Consider the following 24,443-nt stretch of genomic DNA (forward strand, 5'->3'; position numbering starts at 1 on the left):
TGAGCGCATGGATGCAGAATTATTAAAGGAACTGTCGGTAATTACAGAAGAAGAGCGGAAAATATTGGACGGAAGAGACGGAATCGATCAGAATATTTATACCGAAAAAAAGGAATGGATTATAGATTGCGAAAAGCTGCTCAAGAAAGGCAAGCTGATTCAGGTCCGGCCTCACACCCGTTTTGTCCATTTTCCAAAGCACCGTCACAATTATGTAGAAGTAATCTATATGTGTCAGGGTTCAACGACACATATATTAAATGGAAACAAGGTTGTTTTGGAGCAGGGGGATCTGCTGTTTATGAACCAGAATGCAGAGCAGGAAATTCTGCCGGCGCAGGACAATGATATTGCGGTGAACTTCATTATATTGCCGGAATTTTTTAACATGGCATTTTCCATGATGGGTGCTGAGGATAACATATTGAAGGAATTTCTGGTTGGCACTTTGTGTGGGAAAAATGAAATGACTTCCTATCTGTATTTCCATGTAGCAGATGTGCTTCCGGTTCAGAATCTTGTGGAAAATATGGTTTGGACTATTTTTTATAACATACCGAATAAGCGCAGCCTGAATCAGATCACTATGGGGCTTTTGCTGCTGCAGTTATTAAATTATATGGATAAAATGGAGACAGGCAGCAGTCAGTTTGACAAGGAACTGACAGGAGCTGTCTTGAGTTATGTGGACGAACACTATAAAAATGGAAGCTTGTCGGAGCTGTCGGAAATGCTGGGCTATGATATATACTGGCTGAGCCGTGAAATTAAAAAGCTGACAGGCAGAACTTACAAGGAACTTCTGCAGGCCAGGAGGATGGGACAGGCGGCATATCTGCTGACAAGCAGTACCCTGCCTGTTGCCGATATTATAGAATCGGTGGGCTATGACAATACAAGCTATTTCTATAGAAAGTTTAAAGAAAAATACAAGATGAGCCCAAAGGAATATAGAGAGAAGGAGAAATTATATGCTAAAGACATTGGCAAAAAGCATCAGAGAACATAAAAGAAATTCTATCCTGACGCCTATACTGGTTTCACTGGAGGTATTTATGGAGGTTATCATCCCTCTGCTTATGGCGAAACTGATTGATTATGGAATTGACGAAGGGGATATGGGGTATATATGGAAAGTGGGAATTTTTCTGCTGCTCGCAGCATTGCTGTCATTGTTTTTCGGGGCAGCTGCGGGAGGAACAGCCGCTTATGCGTCGGCGGGACTTGCAAAAAATCTGAGAACAGATATGTATGCCAACATACAGAAATTTTCATTTTCCAACATTGACAAGTTTTCTGCGTCCAGTCTTGTGACTAGAATGACAACGGATGTGACTAATTTACAGACGGCTTACCACATGATGATCCGTATGGCGATGAGGGCCCCAATGATGCTGATTTTTTCTCTGGTCTGTGCTCTCAGAGTGAGTGCAAGACTGTCTGTTGCATTTTTGATCTGTATACCGATTCTCGGTATCGGACTGTATCTCATTATGTCAGGTGTGCATCCAATTTTCAGAAGAGTTTTCAGAACTTATGATAAATTGAATACTGTTGTGCAGGAGAACGTAAGAGGTGTCCGCGTTGTGAAATCATTTGTAAGGGAAGAACACGAGAATGAGAAATTCCAGAATATTTCCGGTTCTATCTATAAGGATTTCGCAAAGGCCGAGAAGATGCTTGCCTTCAATATGCCGCTGATGCAGTTTTGCATGTATGCGTGCATGCTTGCTTTTTCCTGGTTTGGGGCGAGAATGATTGTTGCAAGCGGCGGGAATCCGGCGAAGGGGTTGAGTACAGGCGGACTGATGAGCCTGATAACCTACTCCATGCAGATTTTAATGAGCCTGATGATGCTTTCCATGGTTTTTGTTATGCTTACAGTTTCCAAGGCATCTGCGGAAAGAGTTGTGGAGGTTCTTACAGAGGAAAGTAACCTGAAGGACAAGGAAAATCCCGTTATGGAAGTGAAGGACGGTTCTATAGAGTATGAAAATGTCTCCTTTTGTTATTCCAGAAAGGCAGATAAGAATTGCCTGTCAGGTATCAACATAAAAATTGCTTCTGGGGAGACAATTGGCATTATAGGCGGAACGGGTTCTTCTAAATCAACCCTGGTACAGCTTATACCAAGACTTTATGATGTGACTGAGGGTGATCTGAAGGTTGGCGGCGTGGATGTCCGAGACTATGATGTGGAGGCTCTGCGAAATCAGGTGGCTATGGTACTTCAGAAGAATGAGCTCTTTTCCGGTACCATTAAGGAGAATCTCCGCTGGGGAGATGAAAAGGCAACAGAGGAAGAACTGATTCATGCCTGCATTCTTGCACAGGCGGATGATTTTATCAGGGAATTTCCGGCCGGATATGATACTTATATTGAGCAGGGCGGTTCCAATGTGTCTGGCGGACAGAAGCAGAGAATTTGTATTGCAAGAGCCCTTTTAAAAAAGCCCAAGATTTTAATCCTGGATGATTCTACCAGCGCGGTAGATACCAGGACGGATGCCCTGATCCGAAAAGCCTTCATGGAGGAAATCCCGGATACCACAAAGCTTATTATTGCCCAGAGAATTTCTTCTGTCCAGGATGCGGACAAAATTATTGTACTTGATGACGGCAAGGTTGACGGCTTTGGGACACATGAAGAATTACTTGAAAATAATATGATTTACCGGGAAGTTTATGAATCTCAGCAGAAGGGAGGCACCAAAGATGAATAGGGAGAAAAAGCAAAAACTGGATACACAGACATTAAAACGTCTTCTGTCCTATTTAAAAGCATACAAGGGGAGATTTCTCTTTGTATTGATATGTATACTGATAAGTGCAGGGGCGAGTGTTCTGTCGTCTTTATTCCTGCAGGTACTGATTGACGATTACATCACCCCGATACTGGTTCAGGCCGTGCCTGATTTCAGCGGTCTGCTGCGGGCAGTTATGGTATTAGCCGGCATATACCTGCTCGGGGTGCTGGCCACCTTGTTTTATAACAGGACAATGGCGGTGGTATCCCAGGGGGTATTAAAGAACATTCGAGATGAGATGTTTGCTCATATGCAGACATTGCCTATCAAGTATTTTGATACCCATTCACACGGTGATATCATGAGTCATTACACCAACGATACTGATACACTCAGGCAGATGATGTCCCAGAGCGTACCCCAGCTTTTTTCATCGGTGATTACACTGGCTGCTGTATTCTTTGCCATGCTCTCAGTCAGTGTGTGGCTCACTTTGTTTGTTCTGGCGTTCGTAATGGTCATGCTTCTGACTGCAAAAAAGATTGCGGGAAACAGTGGGAAATACTTTATCCGGCAGCAGATGTCTATCGGAGATGTGAACGGATATATTGAAGAAATGATTAACGGACAGAAGGTTGTAAAAGTATTTTGTCATGAAGAAAAGGCAAAAGAAGACTTTGAGAAGAAAAATGAAAAGTTATTCAATGAGTCTGCCAGGGCATTTACCTATTCAAATATCCTTATGCCGGTTATGGGAAATCTTGGATACGTATTATATGTTCTGGTAGCTATTGTGGGAGGAACTCTGGCAATCAGCAGAGTGGCGAATATCAGCCTTACCGGTGTGGGTGTGCTTACACTCGGTATGATTGCCTCGTTTTTACAGCTTTCCAGAAGTTTTTCCCAGCCTATCGGACAAGTTTCCCAGCAGTTGAGTTCCATTGTAATGGCTCTTGCAGGTGCAAAACGAATCTTCCGGCTGATAGATGAGAAGGGGGAAACAGATGATGGCTATGTCACACTGGTCAATGCCAGATACAAGGACGGCACACCGACAGAGGCCCCGGAACATACGGGAATGTGGGCATGGAAACAGCCTCACGAAGACGGTACCATTACCTATACCAAACTGAAAGGTGAAGTACGGATGTTTGACGTAGATTTTGGATATGAGAAAAATAAGACTGTACTTCATGATATTACCTTATATGCAAAACCTGGGCAGAAAGTGGCGTTTGTCGGCGCGACAGGTGCAGGTAAAACGACCATAACAAATCTGATCAACCGGTTTTATGATATTTCAGACGGAAAGATACGGTATGACGGTATTAACATTAATAAGATAAAAAAAGAGGATCTCCGGCGTTCGCTGGGGATGGTGCTCCAGGATGTCAGTTTATTTACAGGATCGATTATGGAAAACCTGAAATACGGAAATCTTAAAGCCACCGACGAGGAGTGTATTGCGGCGGCAAAACTGGCAAATGCAGATGGGTTTATCCGGATGCTTCCCGATGGTTATGATACAGTACTGACAGGGGATGGAGGCGGTCTTTCTCAGGGGCAGCGTCAGCTGATATCCATTGCCCGGGCAGCTGTGGCGGATCCTCCGGTTATGATACTGGATGAAGCAACCTCGTCTATCGATACAAGGACGGAAAATATTGTGCAGAGAGGGATGGACGCGCTGATGAAGGGCAGAACCACATTTGTAATTGCCCACAGACTTTCCACTGTGCAGAATTCAGATGTCATCATGGTACTGGAACATGGACATATTATGGAGAGAGGAAACCATGAAGAACTGATTGCCCAGAAAGGAAAATATTATCAGTTGTACACAGGAGCTTTTGAACTATCATAAAATTCATATTCACAGAGATGAGGAGAACTGCATGGCGATTAACCCTACAGCAAGAAAAATTTTAAAAGCACTTTCTTTCGATGGAATTGAGGTGGAGGCCTCCAGGCATCTGGCTGATTTAAAGAGATTGGATCCCCTGAAGATTTTCTACAGAAAGATAAATTATCCAATTTATAATGGAGAATTTGAAGTACCGACTGTGATATTTTTCCCCCATGAGAGGGCATTTGAGAATACCGGGCCGAATCTGTATAAGGTGCTCCTCTTTATCCACGGAGGCGGTTGGGTGACCGAGAGTGTGGACAACTATGAGAGAATCTGTGCCAGACTTGCAAATGCTGCAGAACAGGTAGTTGTTGCAGTCGACTACAGGCTGGCGCCGGAGAATAAGTTTCCCACAGGGCTTAAGGACTGCTATGCGGTGGCGAAGGCAATCTTTACAAACAGGTTTATCTTAAATACTGACCCGGAGGATATTACCCTGATCGGGGACAGTGCGGGAGGCAATCTTACAGCGGCTCTTTCGCTAATGGCCAGGGATAGGGGGGAGTTTATGCCAAAGCGGCAGATTTTGCTCTACCCGGCCGTCTACAATGATTATTCAGAGAAGTCTCCTTTTGCCTCTGTGCGGGAGAATGGTACAGATTATTTGCTGACCGCGGGAAAGATGCGGGATTATATAGATTTGTACGCCGGAAGCGAAGAGGACAAAAAGAATCCCTATTTTGCGCCGCTGCTGGAGAAGGACTTGTCAAATCAGCCGGATACTTTGATTATTACAGCCCAGTTCGATCCCCTTAGAGATGAGGGGGAAGCCTATGGACTGAAGCTTAGGGAAGCTGGAAATCATGTGGAAATCAAGCGGATACAGGATGCGCTGCATGGTTATGTTGCGTTAGGAATTAAAAATTCCTATGTGAAAGAAAGTTTTGATCACATTAACCGGTTCCTTGGAAGTGAGTCGGCGGGGGAGGTGTAGAAAGTGCAGCAGAAGAGAGAGTACTGGCGGAAGTTAGATAATGCGGCTAAGTTGTACTCAGCAACCAGCAATAAAAAGGATACACGGGTATTTCGTTTTTATTGCATATTGAAAGAAGAAGTGAATCCCAAAAAGCTGCAGGAAGCACTCAATAAAACCTTAAAAGTTTATCCGGTATTTTTATCTATTATGAGAAAGGGAATGTTCTGGCATTATCTGGAGAAAAGCGAACTCAGACCGGTGGTGGAGGAAGAACACAGAGAGCCTTGCAGCAATCTGTATGTGAGGGATAAAAAGACGCTTTTATTTGAGGTAACTTATTATGGGAAGCGCATTAACTTTGAAGTATTCCATGCACTGACTGACGGTACGGGGGCCACTGAATTTCTGCGGGAACTTGTAAAGAATTATTTATATTTGAGCCACAAAGCCGAGGGGCTGTCTGATGTGTCCTTAAGAGATGAAAATATGACTGTACAGGATCAGGAAAACGACAGCTTCTACAAATACTATTCAGAGGTAAAAAGAGCAAAAGTAAGAAAGCCCCGGGCATTTCAATTGAAGAAACCCCGCAAGGAAGCCGGGGCTCTGCAGATAAATGAAAGAGTGCTTTCTGTGAAAGCTGTGCTTTCCCGCTCCAGGGAGCTGGGAGTCTCTATGACAGTATTTCTGACGGCGGTTTACATGTTGGCCATTCATCAGGAAATGTCCAGGCAGCAGGAAAAGCACCCGGTGGTTCTTATGGTGCCGGTGAACCTCAGAAAGTTTTTTTCATCCGATTCTATGCTGAATTTCTTTAACTGGATTGAGCCCGGGTATGACTTTGGAGGGAACCAGGGGGACTTTGAAGATGTACTGAACCGGATTAAGACATATTTTGAGACGGAGCTGACAACAGAACGTGTCGCAGAGCACGTAAATGAACTGATTGCCCTGGAGATGCACCCTGTACTCAGACTTGCCCCTCTGGAGCTGAAAAATTTATGCATTAAGGCGGGAGCGTATTATGCGGAAAAAAATGTGACGGCTGTGTTTTCTAATATGAGTGCGGTCCACATTCCGGAAGATTATATACCCTACATCGATAGGTTTGGTGTTTTCACCAACACGCCGAAGATGGAGCTGTGCATGTGTTCTTTTGGGGACAAGCTGACGCTGGGATTTACTTCCAGATACGACACGGAGAACATTCAGCGGAATTTTTATCGGATTTTGCGGGAACAGGGCATTCAGGCAGAGAAAGATAAGCCGAAATATCCTCAGCCTGACGTACCCAGGGAGTTGGAAATCAAAATATTCCGCATGTATTCTTTTTTATGTCTGGCGGCCGCAGCAGCTTTTGTGGCAGTCAATTTCAGCTTTCATCCGCAGGTTAGGTGGGCATTATTTACCGCTGCGGGAATAGGCAGTATGTGGCTGGCAACCTGGGTTGGATTTGTAAAGCGGTATAATCTGATGAAAAATGCTATGTGGCAGCTTATTATTGTATCCGTAAGCTGCATTTTGTGGGATATCTTTACCGGCTGGCATGGCTGGTCCGTAGATTTTGTACTTCCCATTGTCTGCATGTCCGTTCTGCTTTCTATGCTTATCATCGCGAAGGTACAGAGGCACACGGCCAGGGAATATATGATTTATTTTGTTATGGCCGGAGGATATGGGGGCATTTTGCCCCTGATACTGCTGCTGACAGGAGTGATAAAACTACAGATTATTTCTACAGCCTGCATTGTCGTTTGCTTCCTGGTTTTGGCGGCTTTGATTATATTTAAAGGCAAGGAATTCCGGGAAGAGATGCATAAGAAATTTCATGTGTAGCGGATTGTATTGTTTATGTTGTTTGTGGTATTATAACCTATAGCAATATCTGAGACACGTTGTTTTTCACGGAAGGATAAGGATATATTTATGAAATTACTGATTAAGAACGGTCATGTTCTGGATCCTCTAACGGGCCTGGATGCCATCAGTGATGTGCTGGTAGAAAAAAGCCTGATCCGGAAAGTAGAACAGAATCTTTCTGAATCTGCCGACAGAGTCATTGACGCTTCCGGCTGTTATGTTATGCCGGGATTTATAGATCTCCATGTACATCTGCGAGATCCCGGGTTAACCTATAAAGAAACCCTGGAGACCGGGGGGAAGGCCGCGGCCCACGGAGGAGTCACAACAATGTGCGCCATGCCAAACACAAAACCAGTTACAGATACAAAAGAAATGGTGGAAGAGCTGCACCGAAGAGCCAAAGAGGAATCTTTGGTACACGTGATTCAGCTTGGAGCGGTTACTAAAGGACAATTGGGACAAGAACTGGCGGATATACAGGGAATGGCCCAGGCAGGCTGCCGCGCGGTGAGTGAGGATGGAAAGTCTGTGATGACTGCCTCCCTGTACAGAAAGGGTATGCGCCTGGCAGCACAAAATAACATCTCTGTTTTTGCACACTGTGAAGATATCACAATGGTGGAAGGCGGCGTGATGAATGCCGGCCGAAAGGCAGATGAATTGGGAGTAAAAGGGATTACCAACAGTGTGGAAGATGTGATTGTAGCAAGAGATATCCTGCTGGCAAAAGAGACAGGAGTGCACCTGCATTTGTGCCACTGTTCCACAGCAGACAGTGTAAGGATGATGGAGGCTGCGAAGAAAGAAGGTCTTTCGGTGACAGGGGAGGTATGCCCTCATCATTTCATCCTGTCGGACGAAGACATTGACAGGAACAACGGACAGTATAAGATGAACCCGCCTCTTCGCTCAAAAGAAGACGTGGAGGCACTGCGGGAAGGTCTGAAGAATGATATCATGGATGTCATATCCACAGATCACGCACCCCATGCCGAAGAAGAAAAGAACCTCCCCATGGAAAAAGCAGCATTTGGAATCGTGGGACTGGAGACCTCCGCATGTCTGACTTACACAGAACTGGTGGAAAAAGGCATACTGACACCCATGCAGATGGCAGAAAAAATGAGCTATAACCCGGCAAGAATACTGGGACTTGAAGACAAAGGCTCCGTATCACCCGGAAAAACAGCAGATCTGGTCATATTCAATCCGGCTGCCGAATACAAAATTGATAAAAACACCTTCCTGTCAAAAGGAAAAAACACACCTTTTGACGGATATCCGGTGAAAGGAAAAGTGCGCTGCACAATCGCCGACGGAAAGATTGTGTATAATGAAAAAGTGAACAATGAAAAAGGGGACTGTCCCCTTTGATGTTCGTTTTCAGATAATTCAGACTATTTTGGAGGGCTTTATGATTAACAAACTTGTGCAAAAGATTAAGAAGACGGAAGCACCCATTGTTGTGGGGCTGGATCCTATGCTGGATTATATTCCGGAACATATACAGAAAAATGCGTTTGCAGAATTTGGCGATACTCTGGAGGGAGCTGCCGAGGCTGTCTGGCAGTTTAACAAAGAGATTGTGGACAAGACCTATGATTTGATTCCCGCAGTAAAACCTCAGATTGCTATGTATGAACAGTTCGGAGTGCCGGGGCTGATTGCTTTTAAGAAAACGATTGATTATTGCAGGAAAAAAGATCTGGTTGTAATAGGTGATATTAAAAGAGGAGATATCGGTTCCACTTCGAAAGCCTACGCTGTGGGACATCTTGGAAAAGTGAAAGTGGGAAGCCGGGAGTATGCTCCTTTCGATGAAGATTTTGTAACTGTCAATCCTTATCTTGGTTCAGATGGGGTGAATCCTTTTATTGACGTGTGCAGTAAGGAGCAGAAAGGATTGTTTGTTCTGGTGAAGACCTCCAATCCTTCCAGCGGGGAATTTCAGGACAGACTGATTGACAAAAGACCTCTTTATGAACTGGTGGGTGAGAAGGTTGCCCAGTGGGGTGCACAGTGCATGGGCGATGAGTACAGCTATATAGGGGCGGTTGTGGGAGCTACATATCCGGACATCGGCAAAGTGCTTCGCAATGTGATGCCAAAATCCTACATTCTGGTTCCCGGCTACGGTGCCCAGGGCGGCCGGGGAAAGGATCTGGTCCATTTTTTCAACGAAGATGGCCTGGGTGCTATTGTAAATTCCTCCCGGGGCATTATTGCGGCTTACAAGCAGGAAGCGTACAAAGAATTTGGAGCTGAGAATTTTGGCGATGCTGCAAGGGCGGCTGTAGAAGCAATGACTGCAGATATCAGAAATGCGTTGGCCGGGAAATAAATGCAGGAGGAAGAGTTAAATGGCAGACAGACAAAAAGAAACTGCTGTAATTATGTCTCAGGAGTGTATTGCGCCGGATGTCTACAGCATGTGGATTCACACAGAGAAAATTGCCGGATCGGCAGTGTCGGGTCAATTTATCTCTATGTATACAAAAGACGGAAGCAAGCTCCTTCCCCGTCCTGTCAGCCTGTGCGAGATAGACAGGCAAAAAGGCGGCATCCGTGTTGTGTACCGGGTGACAGGAACAAAAACCGGAACAGAACAGTTTGCGGCTTTAAACTCTGGGGATACCATAGATATACTGGGACCTTTAGGAAATGGTTTCCCGCTGGATGCAGCAGAGATCACAGGACGAGAAGCAAAAGACTGCCGGGCAATGCTGATCGGCGGCGGCATCGGTGTCCCCCCCCTGCTGGAGCTGGCGAAACAACTGGATACAGAAACCATTATGGTCATGGGGTATCGGGACCAGCAGTTTTTGAAGGCAGAGTTTCAAGAGCAGGGCAGTCTTTATATTGCCACGGAAGACGGCAGTGCCGGAACCCGGGGAAATGTAATGGATGCCATGGAGGAAAATGGATTGTCCGCGGATATCATTTATGCCTGTGGGCCGGCTCCTATGCTGCGCGCAATCAAGCAGTATTCGACAGAAAAAGACATAGTATGCTATATATCTATGGAGGAAAAAATGGCCTGTGGTATCGGCGCCTGCCTTGCCTGTGTATGCAAGTCAAAGGAAATTGACGGACACAGTCATGTACACAATAAGCGTGTCTGTAAGGACGGGCCTGTATTCTTATCTACGGAGGTGGAGATTTGATGAACACAACAGTGAACCTTGCAGGCATAGAACTGAAGAATCCGGTGATGACAGCATCCGGCACTTTCGGTTCCGGGGAAGAGTACAGTGAATTTGTAGATTTAAACCGTCTTGGCGCAGTGGTGACAAAAGGGGTGGCAAATGTACCCTGGCCGGGGAATCCCACGCCAAGAATTGCAGAGACACACGGCGGCATGCTCAATGCCATAGGACTTCAAAATCCGGGGATGGAAGTATTCTGTGACCGGGACATTCCTTTTTTAAAACAATTTCGTACAAAAATCATTGTCAATGTGTGTGGAAAATCCACGGAAGATTATTGCGAGGTTGTAGAACGCCTGGCGGACGAGCCGGTGGATATGCTGGAAATCAACATTTCCTGTCCCAATGTAAAAGAAGGCGGAATAGCCTTTGGACAGAATCCTGCATCAGTGGAAGCAATTACAAAAGAAATAAAGAAATACGCAAAACAGCCGGTCATCATGAAACTCAGTCCCAATGTGACGAATATCACAGACACGGCAAAGGCAGCAGAAGCAGGCGGGGCAGATGCATTATCCCTGATCAACACCATAACAGGGATGAAAATTGATATTCACAGACAGACCTTTGCACTGGCAAATCGGACAGGAGGCTTGTCCGGCCCGGCAGTAAAACCTATTGCTGTACGCATGGTATATCAGGCGTCAAATGCGGTGAAGCTCCCAATTATCGGCATGGGCGGAATAGCAGCCTGGGAAGATGCTATAGAATTCATTCTGGCCGGTGCCACAGCAATTTCGGTAGGGACGGCAAACTTCTATAATCCCAGCGCGGTTGAAGAAATTGCTGACGGAATCGAAAAATATATGGAAAAACACCATATTGAAAATATAAGTGATATAATTGGAAAAGTACAGTAAATATAATACGGAGGCTTTCGAAAATATGGAACAATATAAACAAGAGTTTATTGAATTTATGATTGACTGTGAAGTTTTGAGATTTGGAGATTTCGTTACGAAAAGTGGGAGAAAGACTCCTTTTTTTGTGAATACAGGTTTTTACCGCACGGGTACTCAGCTCAGAAAACTGGGAGAATATTATGCAAAAGCGATCGAGAAAAAATTTGGATTTGACTTTGATGTACTGTTTGGACCCGCATACAAGGGAATTCCCCTTACCGTGACAGCTACAATGGCAATCAGTGAGTTTTACGGAAAAGATATCCGGTATTGTTCAAACAGGAAAGAAGTAAAAGATCACGGGGACAAAGGGATTCTTCTGGGAAGTCCGATTAAAGATGGAGATAAAATAGTGATTATCGAGGATGTAACTACAGCAGGAACTTCCATTGCTGAGACACTTCCCATTATCAAAGCGCAGGGAAATGTATCACCTGTGGGACTCGTAGTATCTGTGGACCGCATGGAACGGGGACAGGGAGAAAAAAGTGCACTGTCTGAGATTCAGGAAACTTATGGTCTTATGACAACCGCAATTGTGACAATGGAAGAAGTTGTAGAGCATCTGTACAATAATCCCTATAAAGGAAAAATTATCATTAATGATACATTAAAAGCTGCAATTGATGCATATTACGAACAATATGGTGTAAAGTAAGGAGGAAGTTTCATGGAAAAAGCGTATAAGGCAATGTCAAGTGCAGGAGCAGGCAGCGTTGCACTTGGAATTATTATGATTGTGACAGGAATTACTACAGGAATTATCACTATAATTAACGGCGTTCGCCTTTTAAAACATAAAAATGAAATTACATTTTAAAGAAATTAAAATAAAAAGACTCCGTATCCTGGGAAAGGTGTTGTTTGTACTTTATCTCTTCTTTCTCCTGTATTTCCTGATTTTTTCCGATTGGTACGGCAGAACAGGAGACTCAGGGGGATATCGATATAATCTTGTTCTATTTAAGGAGATAAAACGATTTATTGAATATAGAGAAGAATTGGGGAGCTTTGCGGTATTTACGAATTTATTCGGCAATATACTGATATTTGTGCCCTATGGTTTTTTTATTTCCATGGCAAGCAGCAGCAGAGGCTTTTTCATGACTTTCTTTTATAGTTTCGGCTTGAGTATGTGTGTAGAAATATTTCAGATACTCACGAAAGTGGGAAGTTTTGATGTAGATGATCTTCTGCTGAACACAGTAGGAGGAATTCTGGGCTATATAGTGTTCTCAATTTGCAACTGGATAAGGAGAAAATATTATGGATATAGGAAAAAGAGACGCTAAGAATAAGCAGAAAGAAAGGGACAGAAGCCGAAAGAGAATCAGAAAGTACGGACAGGCAAAGCTGAAGCATTCGCGTATGGGAATATATTCCTGCGTCTATGCGGGGTTATCTTTTGCCATTCTGCAAAGCTGTATATTGATTGCATTTGTTATGCGGGGAGAAACGTTTGGATTCATCGGAGGAGTCGGGATTCTTTCAATCATATTGGCAGCAGTCGGAATCCGGGCCGGTGTAAAAGGAATGCGGGAAAGAGAAAAGCGCTACATTACCTGTAAGGCAGGGATAGCAGCGAATATTGTGATTCTGCTTGGTCTTATACTAATATTTATAGGAGGTGTTTTGTAGATGGGTTGGAAAGAACTACAGAGGGAAAAAAATGAACAGTGCAGAGAAAGGCATGAACTTACGATAGAAAGAATGAAGCAGATTGCCATAGAAGAGGTGGCAGATGCTGCCTTTTCTACGTTTTTTCAGAAAACAGCCGGATTTTTGCTGGAACTTGACGAGGTGCGGCGGGAAATAGAAAACGCCCACTGGGGGAACCTGGACCTGGCAAAGATGCAGGAAATTAACAGAGCATTGTATGCAGATATTCTGGGGGCACGATATGAATCAAGTTACGCAAACCCAGTCTATGCCGTAAAAATGCTGGGGGAGGAATATGGGCAGCTTTTAAGTGTCCTTTATGCAGAAATGAGAGCGGGGATTCCCTATGTTTTTGAAAATAAGATGGATTATCTTACGGTTCTTCATGAGTTGTTTATCGAAATTTACAATTGTTTTGAGGGTGAAAAGGCACCGGAATATAAAAGCTTGAAAAATATTGTGTACTGGTATGCCAGTGACTATTGTGATGTATTTCTGGCGGACAGGATTGAAGAACAGATAAATCCTGCCTATTCTTTTGCTGCAGATATTATAAATACGATGGATTTGGAGGATGACAGATATCTCTATCGGTTTGGAGAATACATTTCAGAAAATGAGCTGGGAACTGCCAGACATCTGAGGAGTCTGCCTGAGGAAACAATTCAGAAAATGGCAGATGTATACACAGAGGGCTACCGCATAGGTTTTATTAATACCGGTAAAGATTTGTCAAAGAAATCGGTTGTAAATATACGTTACTGCCTTGGGTTTGAAAAAGTAGTCAAACTGGCAATTCAAAATTTTGAGAAAATGGGGCTGAAACCTGTAATTTACAGGGCGGCCTCCAGTGTGATTACAAAAAGAGAACAGTTTAAGACAGGATATTATGGCGCTATCCCAAATAAACAGTACGACTATGACCACAGATCTGATCAGGCGTTGTTTATGGATAAAGCATACGTTGAACGCAAGCTGGATGTCTTAAAGAATGTATATGACAAAAACAAAGAACTGGCTGCCCAATTTGCGGGTCCGGCTGTAATGGAAATTTTTGGAGAAAAGCCATTTTCACCGGAAGCAAGATTAGAGGCGACCTCTTATACAGACGCACAGCGGTCTTTGTCCCTGCTTTTTGACAATAAATCCGGCCAGATTACGAATCAGTATATCAAAGGCGATGAGAGAAGCTTCACCATCATTGCTTATCCTGTACCAGAAATCGGCAGTGACTATCCGGCAATTTTTGACGAGGTAATCCGAATCAATACGCTGGATGCTAAAGTTTATGAAAAAGTGCAGCAGACAATTATTGATGCTCTGGACCGGGGAGAATATGTTCGTATTCTTGGAAAGGGCGAAAATCAGACGGATTTAAAAGTACAGCTTTATCGCCTGACAGATCCCCAAAAGGAAACCATATTCGAAAACTGTGTTGCTGATGTAAATATTCCCGTGGGAGAAGTGTTCACATCACCTGTGCTGGAGGGCACTGAAGGGACACTTCATGTGAGCAAGGTGTATCTATTTGAACTGCAGTACCAAAATCTGAAAATCGATTTTAAGGACGGTATGATTGCAGATTACACCTGCACTAATTTTCAAAAAGAAGATGACAATAAAAAATATATTTATGAAAATGTATTCCATAACCATAAAACACTGCCTCTGGGAGAATTTGCAATCGGAACAAATACGACAGCCTATGTAGCAGCAAAAAAATATAAAATAGAAGACAAAATGCCTATACTGATTGCAGAAAAAATGGGACCTCACTTTGCGGTCGGGGATACTTGTTACAGCTGGAGCGAAGATGTCCGGGTCTTCAATCCTAATGGAAAGGAAATTGTTGCTAAAGACAACTCTGTGTCGTCCCTTCGCAGGGAGGATCCGTCCAAAGCATATTTCCACTGTCATACAGATATAACCATACCTTATGAAGAGTTAGAAGAAATAAGTGTAGTGACAAAAGAAGGGGAAAATATTATACTATTAAAAGACGGAAGATTTGTATTAAGCGGAACAGAAATTCTAAATGAACCATTGGCCGAAAGCAACTTAGTGAATCCGAGCGTTAGCGAAGGATGAACTTAGTGCGAGACCGTTCTTTGAGCTTAGCCAGGCCCTTTCGAGCTTAGCGAAAAGAACTTCCATGTTTTAGCTATGAAAGGAGAAACAATATGCCACAGATAGGTATTGTGATGGGAAGCGATTCTGACTTGAAGGTTATGAGTAAGGCAGCCGATATGCTGGAAAAGCTGGGAATTGATTATGAGATGACTATTATTTCTGCCCACCGTGAACCGGATGTATTTTTTGCATGGACAAAGGCAGCGGAAGGAAAGGGAATTAAAGTGATTATTGCAGGTGCAGGAATGGCTGCCCACCTGCCAGGTATGTGTGCAGCTTTGTTTCCGATGCCGGTTATAGGTGTTCCTATGTCAGGTAAGAATCTGGCAGGAGAGGATGCACTTTTTTCAATCGTACAGATGCCGCCGGGAATCCCTGTGGCTACAGTTGCAATAGATGGCGGGATGAATGCTGCCATACTTGCTGCTAAGATCCTGGCAGTGTCGGATGACACACTTTTGAACAGGCTCAAGGAATATTCCGGGGAAATGAAAGAGAAGGTACAGGGAAAAGCCGCACATCTGGAGAAAGTAGGATATGAAGCTTATCTCATGGGAAAATAAGGATGAACAGCGGAGGTTGTAGATCTTATGGATTATAAAATTGCAGGCGTTGATATAGAAGCCGGTTATAAGTCGGTGGAACTGATAAAGAAGCATGTGCAGGAAACGATGAGGCCGGAGGTGCTGACGAACCTGGGAGGCTTCTCAGGAGCCTTTTCCATGGAGAAATTCAAAAATATGGAGAAACCTGTACTGGTATCCGGTACAGATGGTGTAGGAACCAAGCTGAAACTGGCATTTCTCATGGATAAGCACGACACCATTGGAATTGATTGTGTCGCAATGTGTGTTAACGACATAGCTTGTGCAGGAGGAGAGCCTTTGTTCTTCCTGGATTATATTGCATGTGGAAAGAATGAACCTGAAAAAATCGCTTCGATCGTCAGTGGAGTGGCCGACGGATGCAAACAGGCCGGGGCGGCTCTTATTGGCGGGGAGACAGCGGAGATGCCGGGATTTTATTCTGCAGACGAATATGACCTTGCGGGATTTGCGGTCGGTGTCGTGGATGAGAAGGACTTGATTACAGGAAAAGACCTGACCCCGGGGGATGTACTGATTGGGATGGCCTCCTCGGGAGTGCACAGCAACGGATTTTCTCTGGTGAGAAGTGTATTCAAAATGGATCTGGACTCACTCAATACATATTATGACAATCTGCAGGCCGGTTTGGGGGAAGCTCTGTTAACTCCCACTAAGATTTATGTAAAGGCGCTGCGCAGTGTAAAAGAAGCAGGTATTACGATTAAGGCATGCAGTCATATTACAGGGGGAGGATTCTATGAAAACGTTCCCCGGATGCTGAGAGAAGATACTCATGCGGTAATATATAAAAACAGTTATCCCATACCGCCGATTTTTAATATGCTTTTAGCAGACGGTGACCTTGATGAAAAGGTGATGTACGATACATTTAATATGGGGCTTGGCATGGTTTTCGCCGTAGATAAGGACTATGTGGATAAAACAATGGAAGCGGTGAGAACTGCAGGTGAGGAGCCTTATGTAGTAGGACAGATTGAGGCCGGGGAAAAGGGAGTCACCTTATGTTAAAAATAGTCGTCCTGGTCTCAGGGAGCGGAACCAACTTGCAGGCCATTATTGACAGCATAAAAGACGGTATAATTTCAGACACAGGGATTGCGGGCGTCGTCAGCAGCAGCAAAAATGCTTATGCACTCAGGCGCGCCAGCGAAAATAATATTGCAAGCTGCTGTGTATCACCCAAGGACTGGGAGAAAAGAGAGGATTTTAACCGGAAACTTTTAGAAACAGTGGATGGTTTTAGTCCTGATTTAATTGTATTGGCCGGTTTTCTGGTTGTAATTCCACCGGCAATGATTGATAAATACAGGAATCGTATCATTAATATTCATCCGTCGCTGATCCCTTCTTTTTGCGGAAAAGGCTATTATGGGCTGAAGGTCCACAAAGCAGTACTGGACCGGGGCGCAAAAATCACCGGTGCAACGGTTCATTTTGTGGATGAAGGAACAGATACGGGGCCCATTCTCCTGCAGAAAGCTGTGGAAACAAAACAGGGAGATACCCCGGAAATCCTACAGCAAAGAGTGATGGAGGAAGCGGAATGGAAGATTCTTCCCCAGGCAATAGATTTGATTGCAAAGGGTAAAGTTACGGTGGATGATGGTAAAGCGTTAATCTCATAAGATGAACAGTCTTTTAAAGGAGAAGTCTATGAAGGTATTGATTGTTGGAAGCGGCGGCAGAGAACATGCAATTGCGGAAAGTGCGGCAAAAAGCAACAGGGTAGAGAAACTATATTGTGCTCCTGGAAACGTAGGAATTTCAAAATGCGCCTGTTGTGTAAACATCGATGTGATGGAATTTGATAAACTGGTTGCTTTTGCAAAGGAAAAATCAATTGATTTTGTCATTGTCGGTATGGACGCTCCGCTGGTGGGCGGGCTTGTGGATAAGATGGAAGCTGCGGGAATCCACACATTCGGTCCCCGGAAAAATGCAGCAATACTGGAGGGCTCCAAAGCATTTTCCAAAGAGCTGATGCGTAAATACAATATACCTACCGCAGATTATAAATGCTTCACAGATACGGGAAAGGCTTTTGAATACTTGGAAACTGTAAAGTATCCAATAGTATTAAAGGCTGACGGACTTGCGCTGGGAAAGGGCGTATTAATCTGCAGTACACCGGAAGAAGCAAAGGCGGGTGTACGGGAAATCATGGTGGAAAAGAGATTCGGGGGCGCAGGCAATGAACTGGTAATAGAGGAATTTATGACTGGCCGGGAAGTGTCTGTACTTTCTTTTGTAGATGGGAAGACAATCAGAACCATGACCTCTGCTCAGGATCATAAGCGTGCAGGAGATGGAGATACCGGATTGAATACGGGAGGAATGGGAACTTTCTCCCCCAGTCCTTTTTATACGAAAGAGGTAGAAGACTTCTGCAGCCAACATATATATCAGGCTACCGTGGATGCAATGGCTGCGGAGGGAAGGGAATTTAAGGGAGTTATTTTCTTTGGACTGATGCTGACGGCCGAAGGACCAAAGGTTCTGGAATATAATGCCCGTTTTGGCGATCCTGAAGCCCAGGTGGTGCTCCCCCGTATGAAAACTGATTTAATCGAAGTCATGGAAGCTTGTATTGACGGAACCCTTGATCAAATCGAGCTGCAGTTTGAAAATAATGCGGCTGTCTGTGTGGTACTTGCTTCCGAAGGTTACCCTGTACACTATGAAAAAGGGTATGAGATTACCGGGCTGGAGGCGTTCGAAAAGCATGAAGGTTATTACTGTTTTCATGCAGGAACCAGACTGGACGGCGATAGAATAGTAACAGACGGAGGCCGTGTACTTGGAGTTACAGCAAAAGGAAAAGATCTTAAGGAAGCCAGAGAAAATGCTTACAAGGCTACAAACTGGGTTCAGTTTGAAAACAAGTATATGCGTCATGATATAGGAAAGGCCATTGATGAGGCGAAGGGATGTGATTGATTTGGCATCAAGGAAAAGCTATAGGCAAAGGAGAAAGGCTCAGACGAAGAAAAAGAAATGGCCGGTTTTTGCTGCGATTATATTTGTGTTGATTGCAGGTGCGGGTGTAGTTCTGGTCTGGAACCTGCTGAAGATAAAATCTACTCCTCAGGAGACTGCAAAGAAATACTTTGCGTTTCTGAATAAGGGCAAGTATGAACAAATGTACGACCTGCTGAGTACAGAAGTAAAAAAGAATATAAAGAAAGATGATTTTGTCGATAGAAATAAAAAGATTTACGAGGGGATATCTGCTCAGAATATAAAAGTTACTTTGAAGGGGGACCCTGAATATAAAGATGGCAGAAAAGAGGCTATGATTTCTTACTCCACAGCAATGGATACCTCTGCAGGTGAAGTGACATTTGATAATAAAATGAAATTGAATATGGAAGACAGGGCCTATTGTATTGATTGGGATTCTAGCCTGATTTTTCCGTCTCTGGAAGATGATTATAAAGTCCAGATTAATACTGAATCTGCGAAACGGGGTTCCATTCTTGACAGAAACGGGCAAATGCTTGCAGGGCAGGGCCCGGTTTCACAAGTGGGTATTGTACCGGGCAAACTGGGCGAAAGCAGGGCAGATTCCATTCGGAAAATCGGCGAGATACTGGATATGACAGAAGATGCAATCAATCAGGAACTGGATGCCTCCTATGTACAGGATGACTCTTTTGTCCCTCTGAAAGAAATTTCGAAGGCAGATAAAGAAACAGAGGAAAAATTACTTGGTATCCCGGGAATTTTAATTCAGGATAAAGAAGAAAGAGTGTATCCTCTCGGTGGGGCAGCAGGCCAGCTCACCGGCTATGTGCAGGCAGTAACTGCGGATGACTTAAAGGATCTGGAAGGAAAAGGATACTCTGAAAACAGCGTGATAGGAAAGTCAGGACTGGAGCGGGCTTTTGAGGATAAACTTAAAGCTAAGGATGGCCACAGTATTGATATTGTAACTGCAGATGGCACAAAAATGGATACGATAGCCTTCAAACCGGCCGAGAACGGGGAGGATATTCAGGTGACGGTGGATTCTCAAATGCAGAAAAATGCCTATGAACAGTTTTCTTCAGATCCAGGGACGCTGGCAGCTATGAATCCAAAAACAGGAGAGGTGCTGGCTCTGGTGAGTACTCCGGCGTATGATCCAAATGAATTTGTTATGGGGATGTCGGATAAGCGCTGGAATGATCTAAACGGAGACAAAAATAAGCCTTTGATGAATCGTTTTAATACATCCTGGACCCCAGGTTCTACCTTTAAGGCAATTACGGCGGCAATAGGTGTGGATACGGGAAAGATTAATCCGGATGAAAATAAAGGCAATGTTGGGCTGAAGTGGCAGAAAGATGCAAGCTGGGGGAATTATTACGTAACCACATTGACCGATTATGGTGCAGAGGTAAACCTGGAAAATGCACTTGTCTATTCTGATAATATTTATTTCGCAAGGGCAGCGCTGGACATTGGGGGCGACACCATGATTCAGAAGTTTAAAACCATGGGATTTGAAGAAGAGATGCCCTTTGAGCTTACCCTTTCGGCCTCCACTTATGATGATGACGATAAGATAGATTCAGATATACAGCTTGCAGATACCGGATATGGACAGGGACAGCTACTCGTAAATCCTCTTCATATGACGTCCATGTACACCATGTTTGTAAACGGTGGAAATATGCTGCAGCCTACTATTATCTATCAGGAGAATCCACAGGCAAAAGTCTGGAAGCAGCAGGTAGTTTCTCGGGAAACTGCGGAACTGGTGAAAAATGATCTGATACAGGTTATTGAGAATCCTTCGGGGACCGGGGCAAAGGCAAAGATTGACGGTGTTACTATGCTGGGCAAGACGGGGACCGCGGAGCTTAAGGAGAGCCAGGATGATACTTCAGGTGTAGAGAGAGGATGGTTTGTCTGCGAAACTACGGAAGACATCGCAAAGCCATTTGTCATAGCGGGAATGGTAGATGATGTGAAGCAAAAAGGAGGAAGTAATTACGTGACAGAAAAGGTACGGGCAATTGCAGAGGCATATAGCAGATAGGTGGGAATTTCATGAGAGAATTGTTGAAGCATGCACTTCCTTTTTGGAAGGACTTAACAGAAAATGAACAGAATGCTCTGGCAGATGGTGTGAAGGAAGGTTTGTATAAAAAAGGTCAGGTACTGCATTACGGGGGAAAACAGTGCGCCGGCGTGCAGATAATAAAAAAGGGACAGACGAGGGTGTTTGTGACTTCGGCAGGAGGCGGAGAAATCACCTTGTTCAGGCTTCTGGATGGGGACGTAAGTATATTAAGTGCCGCGTGTATGCTAAAAGGGCTGGATATTGAGCTTGACATGGAGATAGAGGAAGACTCTCTCATTTGTACCATACCAAAAGTGTTATATAAGAATATTAGTGAGAAGAACATTAAAGTAAAAGATTATACACTGGAGATGGTATCGGAAAAATTTTCGGATATCATGTGGCTGTTTAATCAGTATGTATTTTCCAACGTAGCTGCCAGACTGGCTGATGCAATACTGGAACACAGGGCACTGGCCGGTTCAGACACGCTGATAATCACCCATGATGCTCTGGCCCGGGACATCGGAACAGCAAGAGAAGTAGTGACCAGACTTTTAAAACAATTTCAAAGAGACGGGCTTTTAAAACTTGCCCGCGGACGTATTAAAGTGTTAGATGCGGCAAAGCTGGAAAAAGTATGACTTCTCACTTCTTTTGTGATATTGTCACATAAAAATATAAAAAGTATGTTATACTTAATCGTAAGGAAAGATGATTTTCAATGTAAACAAAGGAGGAATAAATATGGCAATCACAAATGTTACAGCACAAAACTTTGACCAGGAGGTTTTACAGTCAGATAAGCCGGTACTTGTTGATTTCTATGCAGATTGGTGTGGACCATGTAAAATGATGGCTCCTGTAGTAGAGGAAATTGCAGAAGAGAAGAAGGATGCTAAAGTATATAAATTAAATATTGATGAAGAGATGGAAATTGCTCAGAAATACGGAGTTATGAGTATCCCTACATTTATCGTATTTAAGGACGGAAAGATTAGCAAAAAAGATCTGGGAGCAAAACCCAAAAGTGATGTGCTTGCCCTTTTTGATTAAAGAAATGTGGTGCCGCTATAATAGTGGCACCATTTTTGTATAAGGAGAAATTTTATCGGTTGCTTGTGGTGAGATATTCTTTCAGACATTTTGCAGTGACGGAAGAGGTACACTTTAGCAATTCCTCCGGCGCTCCCTGGAATAAAACCTGACCGCCCTGGCTCCCGGCTCCCGGACCCAGGTCAATAATCCAGTCGGCCTGACACATCATTTCAAGATTGTGTTCAATTACAATCAACGTACTTCCTGATTCTATCAGCTCATCAAATACTTTCAGCAGTATCTGAATATCGGTAAAGTGCAGTCCTGTCGTGGGCTCGTCTAAGACATAGATTGGTTTAGGTTCTTTTAATTCCACAGCCAGCTTCAGGCGCTGAAGTTCGCCGCCGGAAAGTGTTGTCAGCGGCTGTCCTAAGGTCAAATATCCTAATCCGACTTCTTTCAGTGGTGTTAGCTTTTTAAGCACCGACTTGTCATTGAAAAACCCAAGTGCCTCATCTATATTAAGTGCCAAAATATCATTGATGGTTTTTTTGTGATATGTATATTTTAAAACTTTTTCTGTAAAACGTTTTCCATTGCAGACTTCACAGACATCGGTTACACTTTCCATAAAAGCGAGGTCAAGTTCGGCAGTGCCCAGTCCTTTACAATTGGGGCAGGCTCCTTTTGAGTTGAAACTAAACCAGGAGCTTGCCACATGGTTCTCTCTTGCAAATAGTTCACGGATATTATCAAATGCATCCACAAATGTTGCAATATTTGAACGTTTATTTGTCGAAACGGCTTTCTGATCAATGATGCAGCAATCGGGGAAGTATGCAGGAAAGATCTGGCCAAATAGGGTGCTTTTACCGGAGCCGGCTACTCCTGTTACAATGGTCATCACCCCTTTGGGTACATCCACACTTACTTCGTGTAAATTAAATTTAGAAGCCTTTTCAACATGAAACCAGTCTGATATTTTCCGTTGCCCTGCTTTTAACACATGAGGCATCGCAAAACAGCGTGATGTTAAAGTTGAAGAGGCACAAAAAGCAGAATAATCGCCCATAAAGGTAACTTCCCCGCCATTTTTTCCAGAATGTGGGCCCATTTCAATGATATAGTCAGAAATTTGGATAATATCCGGATCATGCTCGACAATGAGTATTGTGTTCCCTTTATCTCTAAGCTGCACGAAAAGCTGATTGATTCGCTTTAAATCAGCAGGGTGGAGTCCTGTACTGGGCTCATCAAAAATATAGATAAGTCCATTCAGGCTGCTTCCCAATTGGCGGATCATTTTAATCCGCTGTGATTCCCCCCCGGACAAGGTAGAGGTTGAGCGATTCAGAGTCAGATAGCCAAGTCCTACATTTTTAGCAAATGTCAGCTGCTGCAGCAAGGCTTCAATGATTGTCTTTGCATGAGGGTTCTGGAACTCTTTGAGGAAATCAATTAATGTGGTGATTGTCATATTTGAACAGTCAGCAATATTTTTTCCATTTATTTTACAATTTAGTACCTGAGAATTTAGCCGTCCTCCCATACAGACTGGACAGGTTTTTTTCGTTACAATCTGCTCGATATCCTTTTGGTGTAAAGCTGCACTCTGACAGTTCCTGGATAGAAATGAGCGTTTTATTCTGGGAATCACTCCCTCATATAAAGAAGTAGAGGGCCATTCTTTTGTCGGATGCTCAGGCTTAAAGCCAGATTTATAAAGCAACGTGTCAAGTTCCGGCCGGGTATAGTCTTTAAGTTTCTTATCGTTGTCGAAGAGTCCTGTGTGGACGTATCGTTTCCAGCGGAAGCTTCCCGGATAAAAGGTCGGAAAGCGGATTGCTCCTTCATTCAGGGACTTATCCATATTTAAAAGCTTGTCCAGCCTGAACTCCTGTACAACACCAAGCCCCTGGCACTCTTTACACATTCCCTGTGGATTATTAAATGAAAAGACAGCAGAATAGCCTGCAAAAGGTGTGCCTGCTCTTGAAAACAAAAGCCGGAGCAGACTGTAGATATCTGTGACGGTTCCCACAGTTGAACGGGCGTTGTCACCCAGTTTTTTCTGATTGATAATAATGGAAACGGCTAAATTGGAAATGGTATCTACATTTGGTTTTCCATAATGGGGCAGGCGGCTTCTTATAAAGCTGGAATAAGTCTCGTTTAGCTGCCGCTGTGATTCCGCGGCTATTGTATCGAACACTAAGGCGGATTTTCCAGAGCCGGAAACACCGACAACTGTAGTAATCTGATTTTGGGGAATTATTACAGATATATTATTTAAATTCTTTTCCTTCGCTCCAGTAACAATAATATTTTCTTTGCTCATATGTGCCTCCTATAAGTTGAATTGTGTGTTAAACCAGTATACAATAAAACCATGACAAGTACTGACATGTTATAGGAGGG

General features: G+C 43.9%; 22 protein-coding genes. 21 read left to right on the top strand and 1 reads right to left on the bottom strand.

All coding sequences use genetic code 11. The features are described from left to right. Positions 1-7: 7 nt before the first annotated feature. The 21 genes from BN3456_RS12790 (at position 8) to trxA (ending at position 22,043) form a co-directional block, all read left to right on the top strand. Entirely contained in the window at positions 8-1,009 is a 1,002-nt protein-coding gene (locus tag BN3456_RS12790) for an AraC family transcriptional regulator (RefSeq protein ID WP_089984642.1), read from the top strand. Continuing rightward, positions 972-2,723 carry an ABC transporter ATP-binding protein gene (locus BN3456_RS12795; protein WP_089984644.1) on the top strand — a complete coding sequence of 584 codons (1,752 nt, stop codon included), beginning with the start codon at positions 972-974 and terminating at the stop codon, positions 2,721-2,723. Before BN3456_RS12790 ends, BN3456_RS12795 begins: the two co-directional genes overlap by 38 nt. After that, entirely contained in the window at positions 2,716-4,611 is a 1,896-nt protein-coding gene (locus BN3456_RS12800; RefSeq protein ID WP_089984646.1) for an ABC transporter ATP-binding protein, read from the top strand. Before BN3456_RS12795 ends, BN3456_RS12800 begins: the two co-directional genes overlap by 8 nt. Positions 4,612-4,642: 31 nt before the next feature. Continuing rightward, a complete protein-coding gene (locus BN3456_RS12805) occupies positions 4,643-5,590 on the top strand; it encodes an alpha/beta hydrolase (RefSeq protein ID WP_089984648.1) in 948 nt (315 codons plus the stop codon). 3 nt (positions 5,591-5,593) lie between these two features. Continuing rightward, complete coding sequence (locus BN3456_RS12810; RefSeq protein ID WP_089984650.1) at positions 5,594-7,408, top strand: DUF6320 domain-containing protein; 1,815 nt, start codon at positions 5,594-5,596, stop codon at positions 7,406-7,408. A 90-nt stretch (positions 7,409-7,498) separates the two neighbouring features. Next, positions 7,499-8,809 carry a dihydroorotase gene (locus BN3456_RS12815; protein WP_089984652.1) on the top strand — a complete coding sequence of 437 codons (1,311 nt, stop codon included), beginning with the start codon at positions 7,499-7,501 and terminating at the stop codon, positions 8,807-8,809. A gap of 40 nt (positions 8,810-8,849) precedes the next feature. Continuing rightward, on the top strand, positions 8,850-9,776 hold the full coding sequence (gene pyrF, locus BN3456_RS12820) for an orotidine-5'-phosphate decarboxylase (RefSeq protein ID WP_089984653.1): 927 nt from the start codon (positions 8,850-8,852) through the stop codon (positions 9,774-9,776). 19 nt (positions 9,777-9,795) lie between these two features. Continuing rightward, complete coding sequence (locus BN3456_RS12825) at positions 9,796-10,599, top strand: dihydroorotate dehydrogenase electron transfer subunit (protein ID WP_089984655.1); 804 nt, start codon at positions 9,796-9,798, stop codon at positions 10,597-10,599. Continuing rightward, positions 10,599-11,501 (top strand): dihydroorotate dehydrogenase, encoded by a 903-nt coding sequence (locus BN3456_RS12830; protein ID WP_176699204.1) that lies wholly within the window; start codon positions 10,599-10,601, stop codon positions 11,499-11,501. The genes BN3456_RS12825 and BN3456_RS12830 overlap by 1 nt, the downstream gene beginning before the upstream one ends. 25 nt (positions 11,502-11,526) lie before the next feature. Next, positions 11,527-12,201, top strand: coding sequence for an orotate phosphoribosyltransferase (pyrE, locus tag BN3456_RS12835; protein WP_089984659.1), 675 nt, complete (start codon positions 11,527-11,529; stop codon positions 12,199-12,201). A 12-nt stretch (positions 12,202-12,213) separates the two neighbouring features. Further along, on the top strand, positions 12,214-12,363 hold the full coding sequence (locus BN3456_RS15960; protein ID WP_176699196.1) for a hypothetical protein: 150 nt from the start codon (positions 12,214-12,216) through the stop codon (positions 12,361-12,363). Then, positions 12,347-12,835 (top strand): VanZ family protein, encoded by a 489-nt coding sequence (locus tag BN3456_RS12840; protein WP_089984661.1) that lies wholly within the window; start codon positions 12,347-12,349, stop codon positions 12,833-12,835. The genes BN3456_RS15960 and BN3456_RS12840 overlap by 17 nt, the downstream gene beginning before the upstream one ends. Beyond that, positions 12,810-13,181: a DUF6142 family protein gene (locus BN3456_RS12845; RefSeq protein WP_089984663.1), complete on the top strand. Its 372-nt coding sequence runs from the start codon at positions 12,810-12,812 to the stop codon at positions 13,179-13,181. Before BN3456_RS12840 ends, BN3456_RS12845 begins: the two co-directional genes overlap by 26 nt. Next, entirely contained in the window at positions 13,182-15,290 is a 2,109-nt protein-coding gene (locus tag BN3456_RS12850; protein WP_089984665.1) for an aminopeptidase, read from the top strand. It begins immediately after the preceding gene. A 92-nt stretch (positions 15,291-15,382) separates the two neighbouring features. Further along, entirely contained in the window at positions 15,383-15,895 is a 513-nt protein-coding gene (gene purE, locus BN3456_RS12855; RefSeq protein ID WP_089984667.1) for a 5-(carboxyamino)imidazole ribonucleotide mutase, read from the top strand. A gap of 27 nt (positions 15,896-15,922) precedes the next feature. Then, positions 15,923-16,948 (top strand): phosphoribosylformylglycinamidine cyclo-ligase, encoded by a 1,026-nt coding sequence (gene purM, locus BN3456_RS12860; RefSeq protein WP_089984669.1) that lies wholly within the window; start codon positions 15,923-15,925, stop codon positions 16,946-16,948. Continuing rightward, a complete protein-coding gene (gene purN, locus BN3456_RS12865; protein WP_089984671.1) occupies positions 16,942-17,565 on the top strand; it encodes a phosphoribosylglycinamide formyltransferase in 624 nt (207 codons plus the stop codon). The genes purM and purN overlap by 7 nt, the downstream gene beginning before the upstream one ends. A 28-nt stretch (positions 17,566-17,593) precedes the next feature. Next, complete coding sequence (purD, locus tag BN3456_RS12870) at positions 17,594-18,877, top strand: phosphoribosylamine--glycine ligase (protein ID WP_089984673.1); 1,284 nt, start codon at positions 17,594-17,596, stop codon at positions 18,875-18,877. Then, positions 18,855-20,963 carry a penicillin-binding transpeptidase domain-containing protein gene (locus BN3456_RS12875; RefSeq protein ID WP_089984675.1) on the top strand — a complete coding sequence of 703 codons (2,109 nt, stop codon included), beginning with the start codon at positions 18,855-18,857 and terminating at the stop codon, positions 20,961-20,963. Before purD ends, BN3456_RS12875 begins: the two co-directional genes overlap by 23 nt. Positions 20,964-20,974: 11 nt before the next feature. After that, complete coding sequence (locus tag BN3456_RS12880) at positions 20,975-21,631, top strand: Crp/Fnr family transcriptional regulator (protein ID WP_089984677.1); 657 nt, start codon at positions 20,975-20,977, stop codon at positions 21,629-21,631. 103 nt (positions 21,632-21,734) lie between these two features. Next, the gene (gene trxA, locus BN3456_RS12885) at positions 21,735-22,043 is read left to right on the top strand and encodes a thioredoxin (RefSeq protein ID WP_089984679.1); all 309 of its coding nucleotides are present in this window, start codon (positions 21,735-21,737) and stop codon (positions 22,041-22,043) included. 52 nt (positions 22,044-22,095) lie between these two features. Here the strand turns inward: trxA and BN3456_RS12890 are convergent, their stop codons facing one another. After that, complete coding sequence (locus BN3456_RS12890) at positions 22,096-24,363, bottom strand: ATP-binding cassette domain-containing protein (protein WP_089984681.1); 2,268 nt, start codon at positions 24,361-24,363, stop codon at positions 22,096-22,098. Positions 24,364-24,443: the final 80 nt, after the last annotated feature.

It is taken from the genome of Clostridium sp. C105KSO13 (assembly GCF_001517425.1).
Classification (GTDB): domain Bacteria; phylum Bacillota; class Clostridia; order Lachnospirales; family Lachnospiraceae; genus Muricomes.

Bases quoted from the DNA above. Each gene is read 5' to 3' on its own strand.
- BN3456_RS12790 (WP_089984642.1), top strand. From the start codon at position 8: ATGGATGCAGAATTATTAAAGGAACTGTCGGTAATTACAGAAGAAGAG.
- BN3456_RS12795 (WP_089984644.1), top strand. From the start codon at position 972: ATGCTAAAGACATTGGCAAAAAGCATCAGAGAACATAAAAGAAATTCT.
- BN3456_RS12800 (WP_089984646.1), top strand. From the start codon at position 2,716: ATGAATAGGGAGAAAAAGCAAAAACTGGATACACAGACATTAAAACGT.
- BN3456_RS12805 (WP_089984648.1), top strand. From the start codon at position 4,643: ATGGCGATTAACCCTACAGCAAGAAAAATTTTAAAAGCACTTTCTTTC.
- BN3456_RS12815 (WP_089984652.1), top strand. From the start codon at position 7,499: ATGAAATTACTGATTAAGAACGGTCATGTTCTGGATCCTCTAACGGGC.
- pyrF (WP_089984653.1), top strand. From the start codon at position 8,850: ATGATTAACAAACTTGTGCAAAAGATTAAGAAGACGGAAGCACCCATT.
- BN3456_RS12825 (WP_089984655.1), top strand. From the start codon at position 9,796: ATGGCAGACAGACAAAAAGAAACTGCTGTAATTATGTCTCAGGAGTGT.
- BN3456_RS12830 (WP_176699204.1), top strand. From the start codon at position 10,599: ATGAACACAACAGTGAACCTTGCAGGCATAGAACTGAAGAATCCGGTG.
- pyrE (WP_089984659.1), top strand. From the start codon at position 11,527: ATGGAACAATATAAACAAGAGTTTATTGAATTTATGATTGACTGTGAA.
- BN3456_RS15960 (WP_176699196.1), top strand. From the start codon at position 12,214: ATGGAAAAAGCGTATAAGGCAATGTCAAGTGCAGGAGCAGGCAGCGTT.
- BN3456_RS12840 (WP_089984661.1), top strand. From the start codon at position 12,347: ATGAAATTACATTTTAAAGAAATTAAAATAAAAAGACTCCGTATCCTG.
- BN3456_RS12845 (WP_089984663.1), top strand. From the start codon at position 12,810: ATGGATATAGGAAAAAGAGACGCTAAGAATAAGCAGAAAGAAAGGGAC.
- BN3456_RS12850 (WP_089984665.1), top strand. From the start codon at position 13,182: ATGGGTTGGAAAGAACTACAGAGGGAAAAAAATGAACAGTGCAGAGAA.
- purE (WP_089984667.1), top strand. From the start codon at position 15,383: ATGCCACAGATAGGTATTGTGATGGGAAGCGATTCTGACTTGAAGGTT.
- purM (WP_089984669.1), top strand. From the start codon at position 15,923: ATGGATTATAAAATTGCAGGCGTTGATATAGAAGCCGGTTATAAGTCG.
- purN (WP_089984671.1), top strand. From the start codon at position 16,942: ATGTTAAAAATAGTCGTCCTGGTCTCAGGGAGCGGAACCAACTTGCAG.
- purD (WP_089984673.1), top strand. From the start codon at position 17,594: ATGAAGGTATTGATTGTTGGAAGCGGCGGCAGAGAACATGCAATTGCG.
- BN3456_RS12875 (WP_089984675.1), top strand. From the start codon at position 18,855: ATGAGGCGAAGGGATGTGATTGATTTGGCATCAAGGAAAAGCTATAGG.
- BN3456_RS12880 (WP_089984677.1), top strand. From the start codon at position 20,975: ATGAGAGAATTGTTGAAGCATGCACTTCCTTTTTGGAAGGACTTAACA.
- trxA (WP_089984679.1), top strand. From the start codon at position 21,735: ATGGCAATCACAAATGTTACAGCACAAAACTTTGACCAGGAGGTTTTA.
- BN3456_RS12890 (WP_089984681.1), bottom strand. From the start codon at position 24,363: ATGAGCAAAGAAAATATTATTGTTACTGGAGCGAAGGAAAAGAATTTA.